The sequence below is a fragment of the Streptomyces sp. NPDC002643 genome (assembly GCF_053592555.1).
The window spans coordinates 89,805-106,883 of the sequence record NZ_JBSFVY010000016.1 but is presented as its reverse complement, the minus strand read 5'-3'; the positions used below and the strand labels follow the sequence as shown (position 1 = coordinate 106,883).

The following is a 17,079-nucleotide window of genomic DNA, read 5'->3' as shown; positions in this document are numbered from 1 at the left end:
TCCGGGCCTCGGCCGGGGGGCGAGGTGCACGATCCGCAGGACGTACTGGGAGAGGGCACAGGAGATGCTCAGACTGGGTACGCGGGAATTCGATGCGCACGAGCCGGTGATCATGGCGATCGTGAACCGGACGCCGGACTCCTTCTACGACCAGGGGGCGACCTTCCTGGACGAGCCGGCGCTCGCGCGCGTGGAGCAGGCCGTAGCCGACGGGGCCGCGATCATCGACATCGGCGGGGTCAAGGCCGGACCCGGCGAGGAGGTGTCCGCCGAGGAGGAGGCGCGGCGGACGGTCGGGTTCGTCGCCGAGGTACGGCGGCGGTTCCCCGATGTCGTCATCAGTGTCGACACATGGCGGCACGAGGTGGGTGAGGCCGTGTGCGAGGCCGGGGCCGATCTGCTCAATGACGTGTGGAGCGGGGTCGATCCGCGGCTCGCGGAGGTGGCGGCGCGGTACGGGGTCGGGCTGGTGTGCACACATGCCGGGGAGTCGGAGCCCCGTACGCGGCCGCACCGGGTCGTCTACGACGACGTCATGGCGGACATCCTCCGGGTGACCCTCCGGCTGGCCGAGCGGGCGGTGTCCCTCGGGGTGCCCCGGGATTCCGTGCTGATCGACCCCGGGCACGACTTCGGGAAGAACACCCGGCACAGCCTTGAGGCGACTCGGCGGCTGGGGGAGATGGTGGAGACCGGGTGGCCCGTGCTGGTGTCGCTGTCCAACAAGGACTTCGTCGGGGAGACCTTGGACAAGCCGCTCAAGGAGCGGCTGCTCGGGACGCTTGCGACCACCGCGGTGTCCGCTTGGCTGGGGGCGCGGGTGTACCGGGTGCACGAGGTGGCGGAGACGCGGCAGGTGCTGGACATGGTGGCGTCGATCGTGGGCCACCGCCCTCCGGCGGTGGCCCGACGCGGTCTCGCCTGACCGAGGTCTGCCGAGGCCGGGCCGAGGACTGCCCAAGGCCGGGCCGAGGACCGCCCGAGGGCTGGCTACTGCAGGCCCCTGGTGCCCGCTTCCTTCGAGACCAGCGCCACCGCCTCGTCCACGTCGTCCGTGACGTGGAACAGGGCCAGGTCCTTCTCGGCGGCCTTGCCCTGGGCGACCAGAGTGCCTGTGAGCCAGTCGACCAGACCGCTCCAGTAGGACTCGCCGAAGAGCACGATGGGGAAGCGGGTGACCTTCTGGGTCTGGACGAGGGTGAGCGCCTCGAAGAGTTCATCGAGGGTGCCGAGGCCGCCGGGCAGGACCACGAAGCCCTGGGCGTACTTGACGAACATCATCTTCCGGACGAAGAAGTAGCGGAAGTTGAGGCCGATGTCGACGTAGGGGTTGAGGCCCTGCTCGAACGGCAGCTCGATGCCGAGGCCGACGGAGGTGCCGCCCGCCTCCAGAGCGCCCTTGTTGGCGGCCTCCATGGCTCCGGGGCCGCCTCCGGTGATCACGGCGAAGCCGGCCTCCACCAGGCCGCGGCCGAGCCGTACGCCCGCCTCGTACTCGGGGGAGTCGGCCGGTGTCCGGGCCGAGCCGAACACGCTGATCGCGGCCGGGAGTTCGGCGAGGGTGCCGAAGCCCTCGATGAACTCCGACTGGATGCGCAGCACCCGCCAGGGGTCCGTGTGGACCCAGTCGGAGGGACCGCCCGCGTCCAGCAGCCGCTGATCGGTCGTGCTGGCCTGCACCTGGGTGCGCCTGCGCAGCACCGGCCCCAGCCGCTGCTCGTCCGGTGGCTGCTTCTTGCCCTCGGGGTTGCCGGTCGCCATGTCCGCTCCCTCCGCCGTGCTGGTGGTTCACCTCAGCCTAGATCCACGCGGGTTAAGGACGGGGTACGCGCGTGTGTCCGCCACGATCCGCCGTCCCGTACGTTTCGCCACGATTCGGCGTCACCGGGCGGCGACACGATCCGGCCAGGGGCACTCCAGGGACATTCCAGGGGCCTTCGGGTCAGGCCGTCAGCCATGCCTTGAGGCGTTCCTCGCCCGCGAGGATCTTCTTCGTGTCCACCCGCTCGTCACGGCGGTGCGCCAAGTGGGGGTTGCCGGGACCGTAGTTGACGGCCGGGACGCCGAGGGCGCTGAAGCGGGAGACGTCGGTCCAGCCGTACTTGGGCAGCGGGGTGCCGCCGACCGCCTCGATGAAGGCCGCGGCGGCCGGGTGGGAGAGACCGGGGAGGGCGCCGGGGCTGTGGTCGTCGATCACGAACTCCTCGACCCCGCAGTCGGCGAAGACCTCGCGGACGTGGGCGATGGCCTCCTTTTCCGTGCGGTCGGGCGCGTAACGGAAGTTGACGGCGACCACACACGCGTCGGGGATGACATTGCCCGCCACCCCACCGGTGATCCGTACCGCGTTGAGGCCCTCGCGGTACTCCAGGCCGTCGATGACCGGATACCGGGGCTCGTAGGAGGCGAGGCGGGCGAGGATCGGGGCGGCGGCGTGGATGGCGTTGGAGCCCATCCACGCGCGCGCGGAGTGGGCGCGCTCGCCCGTGGTCTTCAGCAGGACCCGCAGGGTGCCCTGGCAGCCGCCCTCGACCTCGCCGCTGGTGGGCTCCAGGAGGATCGCGAAGTCGCCCTCCAGCCACTCCGGGTGGGCCTCGGACAGCAGCCTCAGGCCGTTCAGCTCGGCGGCGACCTCCTCGTTGTCGTAGAAGACGAACGTCAGGTCGCGGTTCGGGGCCGGGACCGTGGCCGCGATACGGAGCTGGACGGCGACGCCGGACTTCATGTCGCAGGTGCCGCAGCCCCACAAAACGCCGTCCTCGTCGAGACGGGAGGGGACGTTGTCCGCGATGGGGACGGTGTCGATGTGGCCGGCCAGGATCACCCGCTCCTTGTGGCCCAGGTTCGTCCGGGCGACGACGTTGTTGCCGTGGCGGTCGACCGTGAGGTGCGGCAGGGCGCGCAGCGCGGTCTCGATCGCGTCGGCGAGCGGCTTCTCGCTGCCGCTCTCGGAGGGGAAATCGACGATCTGCGCGGTAAGTCGCGCGGCGTCCAGAGTGAGGTCAATCGCGGTCTCGGCCATGGTCCCGACCCTAACCCGCCGCCGGAAGGGGTCCGCCTTCGAACGGATTCGGTCACCTCCGAGCGGTTGTCCACAACCCACAGCGGACCCCTATTACTCTCCAGTACCTTGTACCGCGTGTCAGAGCCGTACACAGTTTCTTCGCAATCCCGTCCCCGTCGCCGCGGTGGCTGCTTCCTCCGTGTCGCCGGGGCGTTCGTCGTCCTGGTCGCGATCGGGGCGTATCTGGCCATGCAGTGGCTGACCGGGGGCAATGGCACACCGAAGTGCACGGTGGTCTCGGCGACGGACGACGAGGTCTCGTACGAGTTCACGCCCGAGCAGGCTGCCAACGCGGCGACGATCTCGGCGGTCGGCACCACCCGCGACCTGCCCGAGAGGGCCGTGACGATCGCCCTGGCGACCGCCCTCCAGGAGTCCGGGCTGCGCAACATCACGCATGGCGACCGGGACTCGCTCGGCCTGTTCCAGCAGCGGCCCTCGCAGGGCTGGGGCACCGAGGAGCAGATCCAGGACCCGGTGTACGCGGCGGGCGAGTTCTACGAGCACCTCGTCAAGGTCGAGGGCTACGAGCAGCTGCCGCTGACCGTAGCCGCCCAGCGGGTGCAGCGCAGCGGCTATCCGGAGGCGTACGCCAAGCACGAGCCGGACGCCACGCTGCTCGCCGCCGCGCTGACCGGCCGGGCCGCGGCCACGCTGACCTGCGAGGGCCGCACCGAGACCAGCGCCGGCACCGCGGTGGCCGGCGGTCCCGACGCCGTGCGCACGGCGCTGGTGCGGGACTTCGGGGACGGGGTCCTGGAGCGGGCCGGCACCAAGACCGGGACCGACTCCGCCGTCCGCGCGCGGACCGCCGCCACGGAAGCCACCCCGAGCGCCGCTCCGACCGCCTCCCCCGGCGCCGAGGCCGTCACCATCCCCCTGCCGGGCGACGCCACCGAGGTCCGGCAGCGCGGCTGGGAGCTGGCGCACTGGGCCGTGGCCAACTCCGCGCGGCTGAACATCGAGCGGGTCGCCTACGCGGGGCGGGAGTGGGTCGCCGGGGGCCGGGCGGGAGCGTGGCGTACGGCCGAGGGGGCCGGCACCGCGAGCGATGTCGCCGCCGAGGCCGACGAGGTGCGCATCGTCGCCGGAGGGTCCAAGGAGTAGGGGCACGCGTCACCCGTAGGGGGGACCTGGCGGCGCGTCGCATGGACGGGGTGGGCGGGTTTTCACTCGCTCTCCCCGCACCCCGGGGACTCCCGTGGAATCCCTTGGGAGCACAGGGCCGTAAGGATTCGGCGGACCGTCGGATCACCCAGCCTATTGTCCGGTTTAATCCGCATTCGATAATGCGACGCATTACCAACTCTTTACGTCGGGCCGCCGCAACCTTCGCGGAGTTCGAGCGGTAGTCACTGCGTCCGAGCCCGGAACGATCACTTCGACAGCCATTCGAGGTCAACTCCCGGGCACGGTCGGACACTTCAACGTTCCCTTCCGTCAAAGGAGCACCATGTCCCTCCCCCTGACCCGCCGGATCGCCCAGACCGCGCTGCTGACCGCGGCGGGAGCGGCTTCCGTGGTCGGTGCGGCCGGCTCCGCGAGCGCGGCGCCCGAACTCCCCGCCACCCCCAACCTCGGCGGTCTGTCCGCCGTCGACGGGGCGAACGCCGGTAGCACCGTCGACGGGGCCACGCAGAGCGTCACCGGGGTCGCGAGCAATGTCGGAGGCAAGGCGGCCAAGGAGACCCTGCCGACCGTGAGCAAGACCGGCGGGAGCGCCGTGAAGAAGACGACGCCTGTCGCGCAGAAGGCGGCCGGGGATGCGGCCGGCTCCGCCGGGCAGGTTGCGGGTGATGTGGCCAAGGGGGCGTCGCTGCCGGGTGGCCCCGCCGGGAAGCTGCCGGTGAAGAGCCCGCTGGGCTGACCGTACGTCGCTGAAAGGGGTCCGGGGTTTCCCCGGGCCCCTTTCGGCTTTGCTGCCCTTGGGCCTTGGTTGGTTCGGCGCCCGGCGCTGTCGGCTGTGCCCATCCTCCCCCACGAGCGGGAGGTACCCCCATCGCCCCGCGGAACGATTGCCCACAGCCGGAGCGGCCGGGGCAAGCAGCGCGGCTATGCCCTCGCCAGGCGTTCTACCGCTGCCGCTACTCGCTCGTCCGTCGCCGTGAACGCCACGCGGACGTGGTTGGCGCCCGCCTCGCCATAGAAGTCGCCGGGGGCTACCAGGATGCCCAGGTCGGCCAAGTGGGAGACCGTGTCCCAGCAGGACTCGTTCCTCGTCGCCCAGAGGTAGAGGCTCGCCTCGCTGTGCTGGATCTGGAAGCCGTGGGAGACGAGGGCTTCGCGCAGGGCGGTGCGGCGGGTCGCGTAGCGGGCTCGTTGCTCGCGGACGTGTTCGTCGTCCCCCAGGGCCGCGATCACGGCCGCCTGGGTCGGGGCCGACGTCATCATGCCGCCGTGCTTGCGGATCTGGAGGAGGGGGTTCAGGACGGTCGGGTCGCCCAGGAGGAAGGCCGCCCGGTAGCCGGCCAGGTTGGAGCGCTTGGAGAGGGAGTGGACGGCGACGATGCCGTCGTACGAGCCGCCGTTCACGTCCGGGTGGAGGACCGAGACGGGGTCCGTCTCCCAGCCGAGTTCCAGGTAGCACTCGTCGGAGAAGAGCAGGATGCCGTGGGAGCGGGCCCAGGCGACGATGCGGGTCAGCTCGGCCTGGGAGAGGACCTTGCCCGTGGGGTTCGACGGGGAGTTCAGCCAGAGGAGCTTCAGGCCGGTGGGGTCCAGGGCCGTCGGGTCGTCGTAGACCTCGTAGTCGGCGCGGGCCAGGCGGGCGCCGACCTCGTAGGTGGGGTAGGCCAGGCGCGGGTACGCGACGCGGTCGCCGGGGCCGAGGCCGAGCTGGGTGGGGAGCCAGGCGACCAGTTCCTTCGAGCCGACGATCGGCAGGACGTGGTGGTGGGTGATCCCCCGGGCGCCGAGGCGGCGCTCCGCCCAGCCCGTGATCGCGTCGCGCAGCGCCGGGGTGCCCCAGACCGTGGGATAGCCCGGTGAGTCCGCCGCGTCGATCAGGGCTTTCTGGATCAGGTCCGGCACCGGGTCGACGGGGGTGCCGACCGAGAGGTCGACGATGCCACCGGGGTGCGCGGCGGCCGTCGCCTTGTACGGCTCCAGCTTGTCCCAGGGGAAGGTGGGGAGACGATCGCTGACTGCGGACACGGATCTGGCTCACTTTCTCGTACGTACGTTCCCTGCCGTCCCTTCGGTGGCGGTGGGGCGGCGTACGTACTGCTTGTACGGCGAACGCCTCGGTCCCGTACGACGATCATGGTGATCGGGGCGTACGGGACCGAGGCGGCGCGGCTGCGGCGGGCCACCCGGGGGCGGCCCGCGGCGTCGCGTCTCAGGCCTGCGGCGGCAGTGCGGCGACGAAGGGGTGGTCGCGCTCGATCAGGCCGAGCTTGCTGGCACCACCAGGCGAACCGAGCTCGTCGAAGAACTCGACGTTCGCCTTGTAGTACTCCTTCCACTCCTCCGGGGTGTCGTCCTCGTAGAAGATCGCCTCGACCGGGCACACCGGCTCGCAGGCACCGCAGTCGACGCATTCATCCGGGTGGATGTAGAGGGACCGCTGACCCTCGTAGATGCAGTCGACCGGGCACTCCTCGATGCACGCCTTGTCCTTGACGTCGACACAAGGCTGCGCGATGACGTAGGTCACGCTGTCGTTCCTCCTCGATAGGGCGCTGGCGGGCCTCCTCAGGCTCCGCCGCCTGGCGCGCGGGAGCGCGGCGTCGTCGATGCCCGCACCTAGTATCTCCGTTCCTGGGCATGATCCGAACAGGAGGGGTGAACTGACCTGTGGAAATCTCTGCCGGTGGACGGCTCGTGGTCCGTATCCGCCCTGCTGACGTGGGCAAACGCGTATCCGTGCGACGTGTTGACGAAGATGCCGACGCGACGGGGAAATTCACTGACACGGTTGGTGTTCTCACATCATGGGACGACGGGATTCTGCTGATCACCCGCCGGGACGGGGAGCGGGTGCGGATCGAGGAGTCGTCGCTGGTCGCGGGGAAGGTGGTCCCGTCGGCCCCGGCGCGACGGCGTGGGCCCGCCGCCTCGTACGAGGAACTGGCGCGGGTCGCCGCGCGCGGCTGGCAGCCGGTCGAGCGGGAGCCGCTCGGCGACTGGGAGCTGCGGGCCGCCGCCGGATTCACGCGACGCGCCAACTCCGTACTGCCCCTCGGTGACCCCGGAATACCCCTGGACGAGGCTCTGACGGCCGTACGCCGCTGGTACGCCGACCGGGGGCTGCCCGCGTACATACAGCCGGCCACAGGCACCGAGGGGACCCAGGAGCGGCTCTGTGCCGAGGTGGAGCGGCGGGGGTGGGTCAAGGAAGTCACCGCCGAGCTGTGGATCGGGGGGCTGGCCCAGGTCGCGGATCGGGATGCCTCCGGAGTCGTGCTGTCGCGGGTGGCCGACGAGGCGTGGCTGAGCCGGTACCAGCGCAAGGGGGTGAGCGAGGTGGCGCTGAAGGTGCTGGGGAGCGGGCCTTCGGTGTGGTTCGCGACGGTGCCGGGGGCGGAGGGGGAAGGGCCGGCGGCGATCGGTCGGTGTGTCGTGGACGGGCGGTGGGCCGGGTTCTCGGCGGTCGAGGTGGCTCCGGAGTGGCGTCGGCGGGGGCTGGCCACGACCGTGATGACCGCGCTGGCCCGGCGGGCGCTGGAGGAGGGCGCCTCGGCCGGGTGGCTGCAGGTCGAGCTGGACAATGTGGGGGCTCGGGAGATGTACGCGGGGATGGGGTTCGCGGCGCATCACGCGTATCACCACTACCGGGGGCCCGAGCGCGGCGGGGACGGCTCCGGGGCTGGTGGCGGCGTCGGTATCGGTGGCTTCGGAGGGCGAGGGGCGTCGTGATGGGGTATGAGACCGGTGTGCGTGGGCCTTTTCCGCCGGAGCCGGAGCGGGCCGCGGAGGTGCGGCGGCGGTTCGCCGAGGAGGCGCGGGGTGAGCGGCCCGATCTGGCGCTGCTCTGTCTGCTCGTGGGCGCGGCCGGGGACGGCTCGCTGGACGACGCCGGGATCGATGCCGCGCAGATCGAGCTTGACCGGCTCGCCGGTGAGGTGCCGTTCCGGCCGGGCGGGGCGCGGGCCTGGGCCGAGGCGCTGGGTGAGGTGCTCGGGGAGCGGTACGGGTTCCGCGGCGCCCCCGCCGACTATCAGCGGCTGGAGTCCTCGCTGCTGCATCAGGTGCTCGAACGGCGGCGGGGGCTGCCGATCCTGCTGTCCGTGGTGTGGATGGAGGTCGCCCGGCGGGCGGGGGCGCCGGTGTACGGGGTCGCGTTGCCGGGGCACTTCGTCGTGGGGTTCGGGGCTCAGGAGGAGCAGGTGCTCGCCGATCCGTTCGACGGGGGGCGGGTGATGAGCGGGGCGGACGCCGAGTTGTTGGTGGCGGGGGCGACCGGGGCTCCGCTGGAGCCGGGGATGTTGCGGCCGGCCGATCCGTTGGAGGTGGTGTTGCGGGTCCTGAACAACGTACGGGCCTGGGCCGCGGCGCGACCGGAGCGGTCGGATGTCGCCCTGTGGGCGCTGGAGCTGTCGTTGGCGTTGCCCGCGCATCCGGCTCGGTTGCGGTACGAGTGGGCGCAGTTGCTGGTGCGGCGGGGGGAGTTCATGCGGGGGGCGGATGAGTTGGAGGCGTATGCGGGGGTGGTGGAGGGGGTGGATGAGGGGGCTGCGGAGAAGGTGCGGAGGCAGGCCGATGCGGCTAGAGCTCTGCTGAACTGAGGGCGCCTACTCGCCATGGGGGACTGGTTGGTTTGCGACTGCGGGTAATCCGTGGCTGGTCGCGCCCACGCGGCGGAGCCGCACATGGACACAGCCCCGCGCCCCTTGGGTCGGCTGCCCCTGACCGGCAGTTTCCCGTCCCGCCTCCCGCTCACAACCAGCCCTTCCCCCTTGCGATCCGTACCGCCTCTGTTCTGTTTCTCGCCGCCAGCTTTTGGATCGCCGTGGACAAGTAGTTGCGGACCGTGCCCTGGGACAGATGCAGGGTTTTCGCCAACTCCGCGTTCGTGGAGCCGTCCTCTGCCGCTCGCAGGACCTCCCGTTCGCGGTCCGTGAGGGGGTTCGCGCCCTCCGCCAATGCCTCTGCCGCCAGGGTCGGGTCGATGACTCGTTCGCCGGCGAGGACCTTGCGTACCGCCTGGGCCAGTTGGGCGGCGGGGGCGTCCTTGACCAGGAAGGCGTCGGCGCCCGCTTCCATGGCGCTGCGGAGGTAGCCGGGGCGGCCGAAGGTGGTGAGGACGACCAGTCTGACGGCCGGGAGGGCGTTGTGGAGCTGGGCGGCCGCCTCGATGCCCGTCGCGCCCGGCATCTCTATGTCGAGGAGGGCCACGTCCACGGAGTGGGCGCGGGCCGCCGCCAGGACCTCGTCGCCCCGGGCCACCTGGGCGACCACCTCGATGTCGTCCTCCAGACCCAGCAGGGCGGCCAGGGCCTCACGGACCATCGACTGGTCCTCGGCCAGGAGGACCTTGATCGTGCGGCTGGTCATGGGGCGGATTCTATGGGGGGCGCGGATACGGCCGGGGCTCGGGCCACCACGCGGAAGCCGTGCTTCACCGGGCCCGCCTCCAGGGTGCCGCCCGCCTTCTGGAGGCGTTCGGCGAGGCCCGTCAGACCGTTGCCGGGGCCCGCGGGGATGCCGGTGGTGGGGTCATTGCCGCCGGTTCCGTCGTCCTCGACGGTGAGTTCGAGGACGGGGCCGTCGAGGGTCTGGCGATGGGTGAGGCGGACCGTGCAGCGGTGGGCGCCGCTGTGGCGTACGACGTTGGTGACGGCCTCGCGCACGGCCCAGGCGAGGGCGGCCTCGCCGGACTCGGGGATGTCCGGGAGGTCGGTGAGGTCGGGGTCGGCGGGGAGGTCTGCGGTGACTCCGGCGGCCGTCAACGCGACTTTGGCGCCCGCCAACTCCGAGGAGAGGCGGGGGCGGCGGTAGTCGGACACCGCCGCCCTGACGTCGACGAGGGCCTGACGGCTGACCTGCTCGATGTCGGCGACCTCCTTGGCCGCCTTCCCGGGGTGGGCCGGGAGCATCCGGCCCGCCAGTTCGCTCTTGAGCGTGATCAACGACAGGGAGTGGCCCAGCAGGTCGTGCAGGTCGCGGGCGAGGCGCAGGCGTTCCTCGTTGGCGGCGAGCTGGGCGACCGTGGCGCGGGCCTCGCGCAGCTCGTTGGCCGTGCGGATCAGTTCGCGTACGCCGGTCATCGAGAAGCCGCCGAGGAGGGACGGGAGGAGCAGTCCGGCCAGGAAGGACTCGCCGCCGGGGACCGCGAGGGCGACCGCGGTGAGCAGGGCGGACACGGCCGGGATGGTCCAGCGGGCGAGGCGGAACGGCAGGGCCGCGCCGGACGAGATCGCCACGTACACGAACAGGACGAGCCACTCGCGGCCCAGGGTGAGGGCGAGGACGGTCGACTGGGCGGCCAGTACGGCCAGCGAACCGAGCACCAGGCCGTTGGTCTCGCCCCGGCCGGTGCGGAAGACCAGGGCGAAGTACCAGGCGACGAAGGCGACCAGGCCGATCCAGCCGAGGACCTGGACGCCGGTGCTGTGTCCGCCGTGCAGCAGGTCGCCCACCGGCGCGCTGAGGTAGGTCAGCCAGATGCCGACCCAGAGGAACTTGACGGTCTTCTGCCTGCGGTTGCGCGGGCGCTGTCCGATGCCGATGCCGAAGCCGCTCACGCCTTCAGCGTGTCCTTCCGGTAGAGCCAGGCCGCGCCGCCCGCGAAGAGGACGAAGGAGACGGCCAGGATGGCGAGGTCGGTCGCGTGCGGGGTGCGGCTCTGTTCGATGGCCTGTCCGATCGCGGCGTACGCGTGCGTGGGCAGCCACCTGGCGATGTCCCGCAGCCACTCGGGGAACGTCGTCGTCGGCATCCACAGGCCGCCGAGCAGCGACAGCGCGAAGTAGATCAGCATCGTGACGGGGCGTACGGCGTCGCCGGTGGCGAGGTAGCCGATGCCGACGCCGAGCGCAGCGAAGACCAGGCTGCCGGCCCAGATCGCGCCGGTGAGGGCGAGCCACTGCCAGACGTCGAGGCGTACGTCCTTCACGGTGGCCGCGACGACGAAGACGATCACGATGGACGGCAGGCTGACCACGGCCGCGCTCGCCGTCTTCGCGAGGACATAGCCCCTGCCGGGCAGCGTGGTCAGCCGCAGCTGCCGTACCCAGCCGTTCTCGCGCTCCTTGGCGATGCGCTCGCTGTTGCCGAGCAGTACGGCCGTGAGGGCGCCGAAGGAGGCCATGGAGACCATCATGTACGTCGGGAGGGTCAGGCCGGTGCCGTCGACCTCGGCGGTGGTGCTCGCGCTGCCCGCGATCAGCAGGAACAGGATCGACGGGTAGAGCACCGAGAAGAACAGGGACTTGCGGTTGCGCAGGGCGCGGGTGAGTTCCAGCTTGATCAGGCCTCGGGAGGCGAACGTGTTCGTCATTTGGTCCTCGCCTCCTCGGCGGCGGTGATGGCTACGAAGGCCTGTTCCAGGCCCAGGCCGGCGACTTCGAGGTTGCGGGGGTGGAAGCCGAGGCCGTAGAGGGCGTGGACGGTCGCGTCGGGGTCGGTGGACTGGATGCGGACGGTACGGCCTGATATGTCGAGGTTGGCGAGGTTCGGGAGGGCGTGCAGGGCGGCCTCGACGATGGGGTCGATGCCGCCGTTGGCGCTGTTGGCGTCGTTGCCGTCGTCCAGGTCGAAGGAGATACGGCGGGCGCCCGCCCTGGCCTTGATCTCGGCGGCGGTGCCGTCGGCCAGCAGGCGGCCCCGGTGGAGGACGAGCACGCGGTCGGCTACGGCGTCGGCCTCCTCCAGATAGTGCGTGGCGAAGAGGACCGTACGGCCCTGGTCGGCCTGTTCGCGCATGGTGGCCCAGAAGGCCTGGCGGGTGGTGACGTCCATGCCGGTGGTGGGCTCGTCCAGCACGATCAGGTCGCTGTCGCCGGCCGTGGCGAGGGCGAAGCGGACTCGTTGGGACTGGCCGCCGGAGAGCTTGTCGACCTTGCGGTCGGCGATCTGGGTGACGCCGGCGCGGGCCAGCACCTCCGAGACGGGGTACGGCCTCGGGTGCAGGTCGCAGGCCAGGCGGACCAGTTCGGTGACCGTGACCTCGTCCATCAGGCCGCCGGACTGCAGCATGGCGCCTACGCGGCCGGCGACGATGGCCTGCCTCGGGGGCGTGCCGAAGAGGTGGACCGAGCCGGTGTCGGGGCGTTTCAGGCCCAGGAGGAGGTCGAGGGTGGTGGATTTGCCGGCGCCGTTGGGGCCCAGGAGGGCGACGGTTTCGCCGGGGTGCAGGGTGAGGGTGAGGCCGTCCACGGCGCGGACCTCGCCGTAGGTCTTGGTGACGGTGTCGAAGCGGGCCGTCGGGGGTGTCGCGGTTGTCATCCCGGGGATCGTCATGTGGTCCAGGGTGGCCGCGAGGGGGTGTGGCCCGGCAGTGTCTGCGGTCCTCAGCGGCGGATGACAGATGTCATACGACGAGGGGGCACCCGGCGTACTTCGGGTGCCCCCTCGCGGTGGCTGGTCGGGGGTTGGTCTCGCTTACCGGCGCTTACAGGCTGCCGCTCTCTTTGGGATGGGTGCCGCCCCAGCGGCACGATTGCCCGCAGCTACGAACACCGGCGGTGGCCTCCCGCACCCCAGCGGCACGATTGCCCGCAGCTACAACGACTGCTGGGTGAGCGCCGCCTCAGCGGTGCGCCCCCGCTAACTGGGGTTCGTCTCGATGACTGCCACCCTGTCCGTCTTGCTCATCAGGGCCAGGCGCAGTGCCCCGTAGACGTCCTGCACCGTGACCGGGGTCTTCTCGCCCGTGGCTCGGGTGATGAGGACGCCGTCGAAGGTGCCGCCGTAGAGTTCCTTAAGGGCCTTCTCGTCGTAGGAGTCGACGAGTTTGCCGTCGACGGTCTTGACGGTCAGGAACTTCCAGAGGGAGTTCTGGGGGCTGAAGTCGATGGTGTGGAGGGCGTCCGTCTGGACGGTGACCTTGGCCGACATCGCCGGCTCGGCGAACTCCTTCATGAACCGGTCGACCTCGGCCTTGTCGACCGACGGCTCCTGGGTCTTGGTCGGCAGATTCACCGCCCCCGCCTTGCCGGTCTCGACCTGGGTGCGGTACGCCTCCTCGACGGCCGTGACGGACCCGGCGGTGTCGATGCCCTTGCTCTCCTTGCCGTAGACGGCGACGGCCTTGCCCTGCTCGTACTTGACGGTGCCGTCGCTGGCCGTACCGGCGCTGCCCCCGGCGCGCTCCAGCGCGGCCTGGAGCTTCTCCTCGTCGACCGGCATGACCGGCTCGACGACCCGCTTCTGGCCGAAGAGGGAGCCGATCACGGAGACGGGGTTGTAGTCGCTGACGGCGGCGGAGCTGACCGTGTCCTGCATGTCGAACTGGAGTCCGGCCTGGTCGGGCCTGAGGGAGACGGTCCGGCCGTCGACGGTCAGCTTCAGTGCCGTCCCGGCTCGGTCCTCGAAGGCCTCGTCGAGTTTGTTGAGGGCCTCGTCACGGGTGCCGCCGCCGATGTCGACACCGAGGACGGTGGTGCCCCTGGGGACGTCGGAGTGGTTCATGAGGAGGCCGGCGCCGTAGACACCGCCGCCGAGGACGACCACGCCGCCGACGAGCAGACCGAGCTTGCTGCGGCCCTTCTTCTTGGCCGGCTTCGCCGCCTTGGTGTTCTTGGCCCCGCCGGACTTCTGCTGCGGGCCGGGGTCGGGCAGCTTGGGCGGGGTGTGCCCGGTGGCGCCGTCGCCGCCGCCCGGGGCGAAGGGTGCGCTCTGGTTGCCCGGCGGCACCACGGGGATACCGCTGGTCAGGGTGTGCCCGGAGGGGTTGTCCATGGCCCCGCCCTGGCCAGGGATGCCGGGCCCGGGGGCCGGCCGCTGGGGGGTGAGGACGGCGGTGTCGTCGCTGAGGCCGCCGCCGGGGCGGGCGTAGTCGCCGCCGGGGGCCGAGTAGTCCGTGTTCGGCGCGGAGAAGTCGGCGCCGGGGCGGGCGAAGGGGTCGGGCGGGGCCAGCGGGCTGTCGCCGGTGACGGGGCCGGAGGTCGCGCCGGCGGGGCCGCCTGAGTGGCCGTTCGAGCCGACGGGGATGTTGCCGGTGTCGGGGTCGTTGAAGTACGGCAGGTCCTCGCGCTTGGTGGCGGCGAGCGCGGCCGAGACGTCGAAGGAGCCGGTGCCGCCGCCGTGGCCGGGAGCCACCGGTCCGGCGCCCGTGGCACCGGGGAGCCCGGAGCCGTTCGTACCGCCGGGGCGGGGGCCGGCGCCTGCGCCGGGGCGCGGGCCGCTCGCGGGGGCGCCGCCCAGCGGACCTGCGCCGTTGCCACCGCCGGGGCGGGTGCCCGTGCCGGGGCCGGCCGGTGTGCCGGGAGCGGTCCTGGGCAGCGAACCCGTGGAGAACCCGGCGCCGTTGCTTCCGCCGCCACTCGAAGGCTTGGGTGCGGGAGAGCTCTTGCGTGGCGCGAACCAGTCGCTGGCCGGCGCCTTCTCGTCGGCCGCCGGAGCCGGGTCGGGCGCGGGGGCCGGAGTGTCCGGCAGTACGGGCATCGCCTGGGTGCCGGTGGTCTCCGACTCGGAGGCGGTGTCGTCCGTGGTGCCCTCGCCGTCGCCGACCGGCTTGCGGACGACGACCGGCGGGATGGGCCGTGACCCCGGGATGTTGATCCGGACCCGTGTCGTCAGTGTGGTCTCGGTCTTGGGGCCGTCCGGCCGCTCGCCCGCACCCGACCGGGCCGCGGCGGCGCCGTTCTCGGTGGCCATGGGTGTGCCGTACGGCGGTGTCCCCGACGGGTACGCGGTGCTGCCGCGCCCATGGGCCCCGGAGGACGAAGTGTCAGTTTCACGACTCAAGGCAGGTTCTCCCGGTTTGCTCCGCCGCCCGTCACGACCTCAACTCAGCGGACAGCCCGGCGGCGCGCACCACCATACTGGCCACTTCCGGCGCGTATCCCACGACCGCGTCGGAAACCCACACGGGACCCGCACCTGCAACGTACGGCGAAGTGGTCGTCACTTCCCAAGTCGGGCGTCGGGCCCGGTCGGTTGCCTCCCCCAGCCAAGGGTGGCGCACATCACAGCCACGGCCATGCCGCCGAGAAGAAAGAGATAGGAGCCGACTCCCGCGGCGAACAGGAAGTCTCCCTCGGGGCGGGTGGCGGTGAGCAGGATGACGGAGATCATCCAGCCCGCGGCCGGGGCAACGGCCCCCGATCTGGAGCCCGTCGCCCGGGCGCCGCCCAGGAAGAGTCCGGCCGCGCCGAGCAGTGCGAGCAGCAAACCGCCGGGGAACCAGGCCGCTTGGACCAGTCCGCCGGCCAGTCCGACGACGGCTCCCAGGACGAAGAGGCCCAGGAGGAAGAAGGTCCGGCCGAGCGGGGGCAGCGTCAACGGGCGGGCGAGGGCGCTGCCTTGCCCGGCGGCGGGCCGGTGCGTCGTGTTCATCGCGGGCCCGCCTCTCGGCCGTCGCCCGGGTGCGCCACTCGTTCGTCATGCACATATGTACGCATCAGAGGCCCGTTCCGTTCTGGCCACCCTCGAAAGACCCGGAGGACCCGGAAGCCCCGGAGGACTCCGAGGGCGCGAAGGACACTCCGGGCACCCCTTCGAACAAGTCGCTCTCCCGGCCCCCTCCTTCGACCCGGCCGCGCACCAACTCGTAGTACTCGGTGGTCAGCAGGGGTTGGGCGAGTTTGTTCGAGAGTGCGAAGTAGGGTTCGGCGACCTCGATCTGGGTGACGTGGGCACGCATCGCGGCGGCCTTCGCTGCCGCGAAGTCGGTGCCGTCGACCTCGGTGGTGACGATGTGGTCGTCGACCACTCCGGGCACCTCGGTGACGGCGGCGAGCTGCTGGAAGGGGGTTCGTCCGGGCTCGGCGAGGTCGCGGCGGAGCCGGCCGAAGGCCTCCAGGATCACTCCGCGCGGCATCCGGTTCCAGTAGACCTTGGCGATCTCCCAGGGCTCGCCGAGGTCGGGGCGGAAGTCCGGGTCGGGGCTGAGGTCGGCGGCGCGCATGGCGACGCGGTGGGCCTGGATGTGGTCGGGGTGGCCGTAGCCGCCGTTGGGGTCGTAGGTGACGAGGACCTGGGGGCGTACCTCGCGGATGATCTCGACCAGGAGGGCGGCGGCGTCGTCGACGTCGGCGGACCAGAAGGCGCCGGGGCGGTCGTTCTGCTCGACGCCCATCATCCCGGAGTCGCGGTAGTGGCCGGGGCCGCCGAGGAAACGGTGGTCGGTGACGCCGAGTTCCTTCATGGCCTCGGCGAGCTCGCCCACGCGGTGCGGGCCGAGGCGATCGTCGCGGTCGGGCGCGAGATGGGCGAGCTGGGACGGGATGACCTCGCCCTCCTCACCGAGGGTGCAGGTCACCAGCGTCACCAGCGCTCCCTCGGCCGCGTACTTGGCCATGGTCGCGCCGTTGTTGATCGACTCGTCGTCCGGGTGCGCGTGCACCAGGAGCAGTCGGCGAGCGAAGCGAGATGGGGGTCCCCCCGGCCGAAGGCTGGGGGAGGAGCGGAATGAGGGTCCCCCCGGCCGAGCGCTGGGGGAGGGCAGATCCGTCATGGGCCCACCCTACGAGGCGCCCGGCCCGCACCCGATCCGGGCACGGGCATTCACAGGAACGTACAGACTCCGGCCGCGGGGAGGCTGGGACGGCCCCGGGCGGCCGAAGGTGTCAGGGGCGGGCGGTGTTGTCGGGGGCGGACGGAGGTGTCAGAACTTGATGCTGCCGATCATGCCCGCGATGTTGGTCGTCAGCTCGCTGATCGTCGGCGCGATGGTCGAGGAGGAGAGGTAGAAGCCGAGCAGGATACAGATGATCGCGTGTGGTGCCTTCAGCCCTGACTTCTTGATCAGGATGAAGACGATGATCGCCAGCAGCACCACCGCCGAAATCGAGAGTGCCACGGCGGCTCACCTCCAATGAGTTCCCTGGGACCTGGGGAGCGAAGCGGTTGTCAATCCATTGCGAGAGTGACGCAGTTGTAAATCTGTACAGCGGCCAGCAGGTTCATAC

17 protein-coding genes are annotated in these 17,079 nt (G+C 71.4%); 5 read left to right on the top strand and 12 right to left on the bottom strand.

The window, feature by feature from the left end:
- Positions 1 to 64 precede the first annotated feature (64 nt).
- A complete protein-coding gene (gene folP / locus ACWD4G_RS24665) occupies positions 65 to 925 on the top strand; it encodes a dihydropteroate synthase (protein ID WP_451296847.1) in 861 nt (286 codons plus the stop codon).
- Positions 926 to 990: 65 nt separating this feature from the next.
- Here the strand turns inward: folP and ACWD4G_RS24660 are convergent, their stop codons facing one another.
- Both ACWD4G_RS24660 and dapE read right to left on the bottom strand, forming a co-directional pair.
- A complete protein-coding gene (locus ACWD4G_RS24660) occupies positions 991 to 1,761 on the bottom strand; it encodes an LOG family protein (RefSeq protein ID WP_451296845.1) in 771 nt (256 codons plus the stop codon).
- Between the two features lie 181 nt (positions 1,762 to 1,942).
- A complete protein-coding gene (gene dapE / locus ACWD4G_RS24655; protein WP_451296843.1) occupies positions 1,943 to 3,022 on the bottom strand; it encodes a succinyl-diaminopimelate desuccinylase in 1,080 nt (359 codons plus the stop codon).
- 117 nt (positions 3,023 to 3,139) lie between these two features.
- Here dapE and ACWD4G_RS24650 point away from each other — a divergent pair, with 117 nt between their 5' ends.
- Together ACWD4G_RS24650 and ACWD4G_RS24645 are read left to right on the top strand one after the other, a co-directional pair.
- Positions 3,140 to 4,171 (top strand): heavy metal transporter, encoded by a 1,032-nt coding sequence (locus ACWD4G_RS24650; protein ID WP_451296841.1) that lies wholly within the window; start codon positions 3,140 to 3,142, stop codon positions 4,169 to 4,171.
- 346 nt (positions 4,172 to 4,517) lie between these two features.
- Complete coding sequence (locus ACWD4G_RS24645; protein WP_451296839.1) at positions 4,518 to 4,931, top strand: ATP-binding protein; 414 nt, start codon at positions 4,518 to 4,520, stop codon at positions 4,929 to 4,931.
- 185 nt (positions 4,932 to 5,116) lie between these two features.
- Here ACWD4G_RS24645 and ACWD4G_RS24640 read toward each other — a convergent pair whose 3' ends face one another.
- Together ACWD4G_RS24640 and fdxA are read right to left on the bottom strand one after the other, a co-directional pair.
- Complete coding sequence (locus ACWD4G_RS24640) at positions 5,117 to 6,217, bottom strand: bifunctional succinyldiaminopimelate transaminase/glutamate-prephenate aminotransferase (protein ID WP_451296837.1); 1,101 nt, start codon at positions 6,215 to 6,217, stop codon at positions 5,117 to 5,119.
- 184 nt (positions 6,218 to 6,401) lie between these two features.
- Positions 6,402 to 6,719 carry a ferredoxin gene (gene fdxA, locus ACWD4G_RS24635; RefSeq protein ID WP_451296835.1) on the bottom strand — a complete coding sequence of 106 codons (318 nt, stop codon included), beginning with the start codon at positions 6,717 to 6,719 and terminating at the stop codon, positions 6,402 to 6,404.
- A 140-nt stretch (positions 6,720 to 6,859) separates the two neighbouring features.
- On the opposite strand from fdxA, the gene ACWD4G_RS24630 reads away from it, so the two are divergent.
- Positions 6,860 to 7,921 carry a GNAT family N-acetyltransferase gene (locus ACWD4G_RS24630; protein WP_451296833.1) on the top strand — a complete coding sequence of 354 codons (1,062 nt, stop codon included), beginning with the start codon at positions 6,860 to 6,862 and terminating at the stop codon, positions 7,919 to 7,921.
- Complete coding sequence (locus ACWD4G_RS24625) at positions 7,921 to 8,790, top strand: transglutaminase-like domain-containing protein (RefSeq protein ID WP_451296831.1); 870 nt, start codon at positions 7,921 to 7,923, stop codon at positions 8,788 to 8,790. The genes ACWD4G_RS24630 and ACWD4G_RS24625 overlap by 1 nt, the downstream gene beginning before the upstream one ends.
- 151 nt (positions 8,791 to 8,941) lie before the next feature.
- On the opposite strand, the gene ACWD4G_RS24620 is transcribed toward ACWD4G_RS24625, so the two are convergent.
- The 8 genes from ACWD4G_RS24620 to ACWD4G_RS24585 all read right to left on the bottom strand — a co-directional run bounded on the left by ACWD4G_RS24620 (position 8,942) and on the right by ACWD4G_RS24585 (position 16,970).
- The gene (locus ACWD4G_RS24620; RefSeq protein ID WP_451296827.1) at positions 8,942 to 9,559 is read right to left on the bottom strand and encodes a response regulator; all 618 of its coding nucleotides are present in this window, start codon (positions 9,557 to 9,559) and stop codon (positions 8,942 to 8,944) included.
- Entirely contained in the window at positions 9,556 to 10,749 is a 1,194-nt protein-coding gene (locus tag ACWD4G_RS24615; RefSeq protein ID WP_451296825.1) for a sensor histidine kinase, read from the bottom strand. The genes ACWD4G_RS24620 and ACWD4G_RS24615 overlap by 4 nt, the downstream gene beginning before the upstream one ends.
- Positions 10,746 to 11,504, bottom strand: a complete 759-nt coding sequence (locus tag ACWD4G_RS24610; protein ID WP_451296823.1) for an ABC transporter permease — start codon at positions 11,502 to 11,504, stop codon at positions 10,746 to 10,748. Before ACWD4G_RS24610 ends, ACWD4G_RS24615 begins: the two co-directional genes overlap by 4 nt.
- Positions 11,501 to 12,466, bottom strand: a complete 966-nt coding sequence (locus ACWD4G_RS24605; protein ID WP_451296821.1) for an ABC transporter ATP-binding protein — start codon at positions 12,464 to 12,466, stop codon at positions 11,501 to 11,503. The genes ACWD4G_RS24610 and ACWD4G_RS24605 overlap by 4 nt, the downstream gene beginning before the upstream one ends.
- A 306-nt stretch (positions 12,467 to 12,772) precedes the next feature.
- Entirely contained in the window at positions 12,773 to 14,914 is a 2,142-nt protein-coding gene (locus ACWD4G_RS24600; RefSeq protein ID WP_451296820.1) for a hypothetical protein, read from the bottom strand.
- Between the two features lie 159 nt (positions 14,915 to 15,073).
- Entirely contained in the window at positions 15,074 to 15,505 is a 432-nt protein-coding gene (locus tag ACWD4G_RS24595; RefSeq protein WP_451296818.1) for a DUF6113 family protein, read from the bottom strand.
- A 64-nt stretch (positions 15,506 to 15,569) separates the two neighbouring features.
- The gene (mshB, locus tag ACWD4G_RS24590; RefSeq protein WP_451296816.1) at positions 15,570 to 16,625 is read right to left on the bottom strand and encodes an N-acetyl-1-D-myo-inositol-2-amino-2-deoxy-alpha-D-glucopyranoside deacetylase; all 1,056 of its coding nucleotides are present in this window, start codon (positions 16,623 to 16,625) and stop codon (positions 15,570 to 15,572) included.
- A gap of 150 nt (positions 16,626 to 16,775) precedes the next feature.
- Entirely contained in the window at positions 16,776 to 16,970 is a 195-nt protein-coding gene (locus tag ACWD4G_RS24585; protein WP_055713941.1) for a hypothetical protein, read from the bottom strand.
- Positions 16,971 to 17,079 lie beyond the last annotated feature (109 nt).